This is a genomic window from Denitrobaculum tricleocarpae (assembly GCF_007004665.1).
Taxonomy (GTDB): domain Bacteria; phylum Pseudomonadota; class Alphaproteobacteria; order Kiloniellales; family Kiloniellaceae; genus Denitrobaculum; species Denitrobaculum tricleocarpae.
Genome location: NZ_ML660085.1, coordinates 1 through 1,017, shown reverse-complemented (window position 1 = coordinate 1,017; position 1,017 = coordinate 1). Strand labels below are relative to the sequence as shown.

The window sequence follows — 1,017 nt, the reverse complement described above, 5'->3', positions numbered from 1 at the left end:
AGGAGGATAGCGACCCGCTACGACAAGCGTGCCGACACCTTCCTCGCGGCCATATGCCTCGCCGCTTCCATCACTTGGTGGATCAATTGAGTCCCGACCCTAGACCGGTCAGTTACCAGGCCTGACGGTGGCAAAGCGTCATTCAGCGGCGATCGAAATCGGCGGCGACGAGCCAACCGCTTTGCAACTGAAACGACGTGCCTGTTGGGAAAGAGCCCGAACCTTAAGACTTCGCCCTCAGGAACGGCTATCTCATTGTTTTATTGGAAAAAAATGACCGACCTTAGAGATAGGTGACGTTTTGTACCGGAGACATGGGTAACACTTTTGGCATGTATTTGCATGCCGGAGGTGTTGATGCCGTGGAAAGAAAGTTCGGTCATGGAAGAACGTCTTCGTTTTGTTGCCCGCCTTCTCGAGGGCGAGGGCATGTCTCATGTCTGCCGTGAGTTCGGGATTTCTCGTAAGACCGGTTACAAGATCCTGAACCGCTATCGGCAGGAAGGTGTGGAGGCTCTGGCGGATCGTTCCCGCCGGCCGGTCCGCTATGCCAATCAGTTGCCCGCACAGATCGAGCGGCTGATTGTCGAGAGCAAGCGGGAGAAACCGCACTGGGGTGCGCGCAAGATCCGCGAACTGCTGGTCAGGCGGCTGGCCGGAGAGGTCCGTATTCCCGCAAAAAGCACGGTTCATGCCGTGCTCGACCGGCACGGCCTGGTCAAGCGCGCAAGGCAAAGGCGGCGGCAAAAGGCCAAGGGAACGCCTCTTTCCAGCCCTCTGCTGCCCAATGCCCTCTGGTGCACCGACTTCAAGGGGGAATTCAGGCTCGGCAATGGCCGACACTGTTACCCCCTCACCATCACCGACCAGGCCGCGCGTTATCTCTTTGCCGTCGAGGCCTTCGACAGCATTCGTCAGCAGAGCGTCATCGAGAGCTTTGTCCGCCTGTTCAAGCAGTATGGTCTGCCACAGGCCATCCGCTCCGACAACGGCGTCCCCTTCGCCAGCCCAAACGGC

Annotated in this window: 1 protein-coding gene; it reads left to right on the top strand. The window is 58.7% G+C overall.

What is annotated here, in order from left to right:
* Nucleotides 1–357 precede the first annotated feature (357 nt).
* On the top strand, nucleotides 358–1,017 hold a 660-nt coding region (locus FKG95_RS29470), incomplete at its 3' end, for a helix-turn-helix domain-containing protein (RefSeq protein WP_142900049.1).